This is a genomic window from Pseudomonas pharyngis (genome assembly GCF_021602345.1).
GTDB lineage: Bacteria > Pseudomonadota > Gammaproteobacteria > Pseudomonadales > Pseudomonadaceae > Aquipseudomonas > Aquipseudomonas pharyngis.
In genome coordinates, this window is the sequence record NZ_BQID01000016.1 from 111,354 (window position 1) to 118,097 (window position 6,744).

8 protein-coding genes are annotated in these 6,744 nt (G+C 59.6%); all 8 read right to left on the reverse strand.

Translation table 11 applies throughout. From position 1 onward, the window contains the following. Positions 1 to 70 precede the first annotated feature (70 nt). On the reverse strand, positions 71 to 1,132 hold the full coding sequence (gene ruvB, locus L6D74_RS25635; protein ID WP_011335643.1) for a Holliday junction branch migration DNA helicase RuvB: 1,062 nt from the start codon (positions 1,130 to 1,132) through the stop codon (positions 71 to 73). Continuing rightward, the gene (gene ruvA, locus L6D74_RS25640; protein WP_007951205.1) at positions 1,133 to 1,741 is read right to left on the reverse strand and encodes a Holliday junction branch migration protein RuvA; all 609 of its coding nucleotides are present in this window, start codon (positions 1,739 to 1,741) and stop codon (positions 1,133 to 1,135) included. A 114-nt stretch (positions 1,742 to 1,855) separates the two neighbouring features. Then, entirely contained in the window at positions 1,856 to 2,383 is a 528-nt protein-coding gene (gene ruvC / locus L6D74_RS25645) for a crossover junction endodeoxyribonuclease RuvC (protein WP_007962095.1), read from the reverse strand. 157 nt (positions 2,384 to 2,540) lie between these two features. Further along, positions 2,541 to 3,287 (reverse strand): YebC/PmpR family DNA-binding transcriptional regulator, encoded by a 747-nt coding sequence (locus tag L6D74_RS25650; RefSeq protein WP_003227527.1) that lies wholly within the window; start codon positions 3,285 to 3,287, stop codon positions 2,541 to 2,543. Positions 3,288 to 3,411: 124 nt separating this feature from the next. Beyond that, the gene (gene aspS / locus L6D74_RS25655) at positions 3,412 to 5,187 is read right to left on the reverse strand and encodes an aspartate--tRNA ligase (protein ID WP_064599001.1); all 1,776 of its coding nucleotides are present in this window, start codon (positions 5,185 to 5,187) and stop codon (positions 3,412 to 3,414) included. Positions 5,188 to 5,295: 108 nt separating this feature from the next. Then, positions 5,296 to 5,517: an FmdB family zinc ribbon protein gene (locus L6D74_RS25660; protein ID WP_007951210.1), complete on the reverse strand. Its 222-nt coding sequence runs from the start codon at positions 5,515 to 5,517 to the stop codon at positions 5,296 to 5,298. Positions 5,518 to 5,630: 113 nt separating this feature from the next. Then, a complete protein-coding gene (locus tag L6D74_RS25665; RefSeq protein WP_064599003.1) occupies positions 5,631 to 5,978 on the reverse strand; it encodes a ribbon-helix-helix domain-containing protein in 348 nt (115 codons plus the stop codon). A 245-nt stretch (positions 5,979 to 6,223) separates the two neighbouring features. Then, a complete protein-coding gene (locus L6D74_RS25670; RefSeq protein ID WP_007951212.1) occupies positions 6,224 to 6,694 on the reverse strand; it encodes a Dps family protein in 471 nt (156 codons plus the stop codon). Between the last annotated feature and the right edge of the window lie 50 nt (positions 6,695 to 6,744).

Below are 6,744 nucleotides of genomic sequence, written 5' to 3' on the forward strand. Positions count from 1 at the left end.
GGAAGGCTTTACCGCAAAAGTACCGCCCTGTGACAGTACAAACGCTGAATAAATCGACAATAAATGTGTATCAATCGTCCACGGCATCGAGAAACTCGTCTACCACGGGCATTTCGCCCATTCGTGTCGGAATGTTTAAACCAAAATGCAGGTACGCGTGGCGAGTCACCACCCTGCCCCGCGGCGTACGCATGATGTAGCCCTGCTGAATCAGGTACGGCTCGAGCACGTCTTCAATGGTGTGGCGCTCTTCGCTGATCGCCGCCGCCAGACTGTCGATGCCCACCGGGCCGCCGTCAAACTTCTCGATCATGGTCAACAGCAGACGCCGGTCCTGATGATCGAAACCATGCTCGTCGACGTCCAGCAGGTTCAGCGCCAGATCCGCGACGGACTTGGTAATGTGGCCCTTGGCCCGGACTTCGGCGAAATCCCGCACCCGGCGCAGCAGACGGTTGGCGATCCGCGGCGTGCCACGGGCGCGGCGGGCAATCTCGAAAGATCCTTCCGGATCCAGCGGCAAACCGAGGATATTCGCCGAACGGCTGACAATCGTCGCCAGGTCAGCGGTGCTGTAGAACTCGAGGCGCTGGACGATACCGAAACGGTCACGCAAAGGGTTGGTCAGCATGCCCGCCCGCGTGGTTGCACCGACCAGGGTGAACGGTGGCAGATCGAGTTTGATCGAACGCGCCGCCGGCCCTTCACCGATCATGATGTCGAGCTGGAAATCTTCCATGGCCGGGTACAGTACTTCTTCGACGATCGGCGACAGACGATGGATTTCATCGATGAACAGCACGTCGTGCGGCTCAAGATTGGTCAACAGCGCCGCCAGATCCCCCGGACGCTCCAGCACCGGACCGGAAGTGCTCTTGATCGACACGCCCATTTCCTGAGCGATGATGTTGGCCAGCGTGGTTTTACCCAGCCCCGGCGGACCGAAGATCAGGGTGTGGTCGAGGGATTCGCTACGGCCACGGGCGGCCTGGATAAACAGTTCCATCTGCTCGCGAACGGTCGGCTGGCCGATGTACTCGGCCAGGCTGACGGGACGTATCGCCCGATCCTGGACTTCTTCGCGCTCACGCGGACTGTGCGTAGCGGCGATCAGACGATCAGCTTCAATCACTTAAATCATTCCCTTCAGGGCGCGTCGAATCATGTCTTCGCTGCTCAGGCCTTTCTCTTTGATCGCGGAAATCGCCTTGCTCGCTTCCTGTGGCTTGTAGCCCAGGGAAATCAGCGCGCTGACCGCATCGTTCTCGGCGGTATTGACCGGCGCCGGGCCGTCCGGCTGGTTCGGCACCAGGGCGAACATGGCCGGCGAGGTTTCCCAGGCCTTGAAGCGATCCTTGAGTTCGACCAGCAGACGCTCGGCGGTTTTCTTGCCCACGCCCGGCACCTTGGTCAGCGCCGAGGTGTCCTGGGACTGCACGCAACGGATCAGTTCGTCGACTTCCAGACTCGACATCAAGGCCAGGGCCAGTTTCGGCCCCACACCATTGAGGCGGATCAACTCGCGAAAAAAGTCTCGCTCACGCTTGCCGGCAAAACCATAGAGTAACTGCGCGTCTTCGCGTACGACCAAATGGGTGTGCAAGGTCAGCGGTTCACCGACCGACGGCAGACGATAAAGGGTGGTCATGGGCACTTCCAGCTCATACCCGAGGCCGTTTACATCCAGAATCAGGTGCGGCGGCTGTTTCTCAGCCAGAGTGCCGCGCAAGCGTCCAATCACGTTTCAGATCCTTGAGCGTTGGCCAGCCGTGGGCTGGCGACTGTCGAAAGGCGGATTTCGGGCCGACGACCCAGGCGCAAAAATCCGCTTTCAGGAAAATTGATGCTGATGCTATCAGAGACGCAGGCGCCCGCCACGACTGCGTGCCGTTCCCAAGCCGTGCGGTAACAGACTGGAGCGTGTGTGGGCATGACAAATGGCAATGGCCAGGGCATCCGATGCATCGATTTGCGGTTTGCTGGTCAGCTTGAGCATGTGCATGACCATCATCTGCACCTGCTCTTTATTAGCGGCACCCGTGCCGACCACGGCCTGCTTGACCTGGGTGGCCGTGTACTCGGCGATTTCCAGGCATTCTTCGGCGCCGGCAACGATAGCGGCCCCCCGGGCCTGCCCGAGCTTCAGCGCCGAATCGGCGTTTTTCGCCATGAACACCTTTTCGATGCCCATGGTGACCGGACCGTAGGTCTGGATGATTTCGCGCACGCCGCGATAAACGATCTGCAGACGTTCATGCAACTCGCCAGCGCCGGTACGAATGCAGCCCGATGCCACGTAGATGCAGCCGCCGCGTCCGGTATCGCGAACAATCCCGTAACCGGTGATACGCGAGCCGGGGTCGATACCTAGAATTAAAGTCATAACGCCTGCGGGTTCGGTAAAAACACAAAAATCAAAACATCAAATAACCAATGCGGGAGCGGGCTTGCTCGCGAAGGCGGCGTATCAGCAAGCATCAATGCTGGAGACACCCCGCCTTCGCGAGCAAGCCCGCTCCCACCGTGAAGCCTAGCCGCTCTTAGCCTAACTGAGCGGCCACGTCTTCCGGAATGTCCGCATTGGAATAGACGTTTTGCACGTCATCCAGATCCTCAAGCATATCGATGAGCTTGAGCACCTTCTCGGCGCCCTCCAGGTCCAGTTCGGCGCTGGTGGTCGGCTGCATGACGATTTCCGCGTCATCACCCTTGAAGCCAGCAGCTTCCAGGGCATTGCGCACTGCGTAGAAACTGGTGAACGAGGTGAACACGTCGATCGAACCGTCTTCGTGGCTGACCACGTCGTCGGCATCGGCTTCAAGTGCCGCTTCTGTCAGTGCGTCTTCGTCGACACCCGGTGCAAAGCTGATCTGGCCCTTGCGTTCGAACAGATAGGCTACCGAACCGTCGGTACCGAGGTTGCCGCCACACTTGCTGAACGCGTGGCGCACTGCCGCTGCGGTACGGTTGCGGTTGTCGGTCATGCACTCGACCATCACCGCCACGCCACCCGGGCCGTAACCTTCGTAGGTCAGTTCTTCAACGTTGTCGGCCTCGGTCGCGCCAGCGCCACGGGCCACGGCACGGTCGATGATGTCCCGGCTCATGTTGGCGCCCAGCGCCTTGTCCAGCGCCAGACGCAGACGCGGGTTGGAGCCCGGATCGCCGCCGCCCTGACGGGCCGCCACGGTCAGTTCGCGGATCCACTTGGTGAAGATCTTGCCTCTCTTGGCATCCTGGCGTTCTTTGCGGTGCTTGATGTTCGCCCACTTGGAATGACCTGCCATAACTCGCTCCGAATTCTCTTGAACAATGCCCGCCATGCAGATGCATCGGCCAGCAAAAAAATCTTGTTTTCAATCACTGCAGAAAGAAAAAAGGCGCATCCGAAGATGCGCCTTCAGGCCCGTCTTACTCGGCCTTTGGCGTTTCGCGCAAACGGATGTGCAATTCGCGCAATGCCTTCGCATCCACGACACCCGGCGCCTGCGTCATCACGTCGGCAGCACTCTGGGTTTTCGGGAAGGCGATCACTTCACGGATCGACTGGGCGCCGGTCATCAGCATCACCAGACGGTCCAGACCGAAGGCCAGACCACCGTGCGGCGGCGCGCCGTATTTCAGGGCGTCGAGCAGGAAGCCGAACTTCTCTTCCTGTTCCGCTTCGTTGATGCCCAGCAGACGGAACACCGCCTGTTGCATCTCCTTGCGGTGGATACGGATCGAACCGCCACCCAGCTCGGTGCCGTTCAGCACCATGTCGTAGGCACGGGACAGAGCGCCGGCCGGGTTGGCTTCCAGCTCTTCCGGCGAGCACTTCGGCGCGGTGAACGGATGGTGCAGCGCCGAGAAGCTGCCGTCATCGTTCTCTTCGAACATCGGGAAGTCGACGACCCACATCGGTGCCCACTCGCAGGTCAGCAACTTGAGGTCGTGACCGAGCTTGATACGCAGCGCGCCCAGGGCTTCGCTGACGATCTTGGCCTTGTCGGCGCCGAAGAACACGATATCGCCGTCGACTGCACCGACGCGATCGAGGATCACGTTCAAGTTGGCTTCCGGGATGTTTTTCACGATCGGAGATTGCAGACCATCAACACCGGCAGCACGCTCGTTGACCTTGATGTACGCCAGGCCCTTGGCACCGTAGATGCCGACGAACTTGGTGTAGTCGTCGATCTGCTTGCGCGGCATGCTCGCCCCGCCCGGAACGCGCAGTGCGGCGATACGGCATTTCGGGTCGTTGGCAGGGCCGCTGAAGACCTTGAAATCCACTTCTTTCAGTTGATCGGCCACGTCGACCAGCTCCAGCGGGTTACGCAGGTCCGGCTTGTCGGAGCCGTAACGGCGCATGGCTTCTTCGAACGTCATGTGCGGGAATTCGCCGAATTCCAGACCCAGCACTTCCTTGAACAGGTTGCGGATCATGCCTTCGGTCAGGCCCATGATGTCTTTTTCGTCAAGGAAGCTGGTTTCGATGTCGATCTGAGTGAACTCAGGCTGACGGTCGGCACGCAGGTCTTCGTCGCGGAAGCATTTGGCGATCTGGTAGTAACGGTCGAAGCCGGCGACCATCAGCAGTTGCTTGAACAGCTGTGGCGATTGCGGCAACGCGAAGAACGAACCGGCGTGGGTACGGCTCGGTACGAGGTAGTCGCGCGCGCCTTCTGGCGTGGCACGGGTCAGGATCGGCGTTTCGACGTCGAGGAAGCCGTTTTCGTCGAGGTAGCGACGGATGCTGGTGGTCATGCGCGAACGCAGACGCAGCTTCTCGGCCATTTCCGGACGACGCAGGTCCAGGAAGCGATAACGCAGACGGGTTTCTTCGCCGACGTCGGAGAACTCGTTCAGCGGGAACGGCGGGGTTTCCGACTCGTTCAGCACTTCCAGCTCGTAGCCCAGCACTTCGATCATGCCCGACGCCATGTTGGCGTTGGTGGCACCGGCCGGACGCAGACGCACCTTGCCGGTGATCTTCACGACGTATTCGCTGCGCACGCGATCGGCGGCGGCGAAGCTCTCGGCGCGATCCGGATCGAACACTACCTGGGCCAGACCGTCACGATCACGGATATCGAGGAAAATCACCCCGCCGTGGTCGCGACGACGGTGAACCCATCCGCAAAGGGTAATTTCCTGGCCTTCCAGGCTTTCGTTCAGTTGGCCGCAATAATGGCTGCGCATCATGGTAGTGGTTCGCTTCTCGTAATTCGAAATTCGGTGGAGATCCCGCTGCACTCAAGCACTGTGCAACTTGTGGAAACTCGCGCGTGTCGTTCGACCTGGGTCTGAACCCTAGTCAGATTTGTCGCCACCGGCCAGGTTCTTCTTCGCGCCGGTCTTGAAATCGGTTTCGTACCAGCCACTGCCGCTGAGGCGAAAGCCCGGCATGGACAGCTGCTTCTTGAGTTCCGGCGCCTGGCAGGCAGGGCAATCGACCAGTGGTGCGTCGCTGATCTTTTGAATGGCTTCCAACTGATGACCACAGGAAGCACATTGGTAATCGTACATCGGCATGGGGTTGTCTCGGCAATCAGATTGCCAGCACGCGCAGGGCTGTGCGGCGAAAGGGCGGGATTATAGCCATTAAATGCGGCCTGTGCAGCCGGAAGACTGCACAGGCCGTCTCGTCAGTGACACCCCCCGTTATTGATCCCGGGAGAATCCCGCAGGCCGTGCACCACACACACCACCCGCACCAGACCGCTGAAGTTTTTCACCCCGCCATGGCGCAGGTGCACTTCACGATCAACGCGGGACAACAGCGTGCCGACCGAACAGCAATTGTCCTCGGCCATCCGGCCCAGAATGTTCCAGTAAACCTGCTCCAGCCGCATGCAGGTCGCGAACCCGTTCAAACGTACCGATCGGGACGACGGCCGGATCAACTCCATGTCGAATCCGCCGAGAAAGGGCTCCACGATTTTCTGTTGCTGCGAACCGCCAGCGATCTCTATTCGCCTGTCTCCACCTTCCATATCGTTGACACTCCTTTGCCATTTCTGCGCTTGTTTTCAAGGCAACATCCTGTGACCTCATTAAAAGCGCAGGCGCAAAGGCAGATCCAGATGACTTTTTGACCATCCGCGTAGGATAAGCCAACGCGATACGGAGGATCATGGAGCGGTGGGGCGTCTTCCTTGCTTCCTACATTCGCGAATGACTTTTCCGGGCAAAAAAGAGAACAGCGCACGAATGAAGTGAGTCCGTGCGCCTTCCGCCGTCAGGCCTCGAGCAGTGCGCGCAACATCCACGCGGTTTTCTCGTGAACCTGCATACGCTGAGTCAGCAGGTCGGCGGTCGGCTCATCGCTGACTTTATCCAGCAGGGGGAATATCCCCCGCGCCGTGCGAGTGACTGCCTCCTGACCCTCGACCAATTGTTTGATCATGTCCTCGGCACTCGGCACCCCCTCTTCCTCTTTAATGGAAGACAGCCGCGCATAGGTCGCGTACGCGCCCGGGGCGGGAAAACCCAGGGCCCTGATACGTTCGGCAATCGAATCCACCGCCAGGGCCAGTTCGTTGTATTGCTCCTCGAACATCAGATGCAGGGTCCGGAACATCGGCCCGGTGACGTTCCAGTGGAAGTTGTGGGTCTTCAGATACAGCACGTAGGTGTCCGACAGAAGGCGCGAGAGCCCTTCGACGATGGATTTGCGGTCTTCTTCACTGATACCGATATCGATTGCCATGTTTACCCCCTAAAGGCGATTGAATTCATCCAACAGGTGCCGCTGCACTG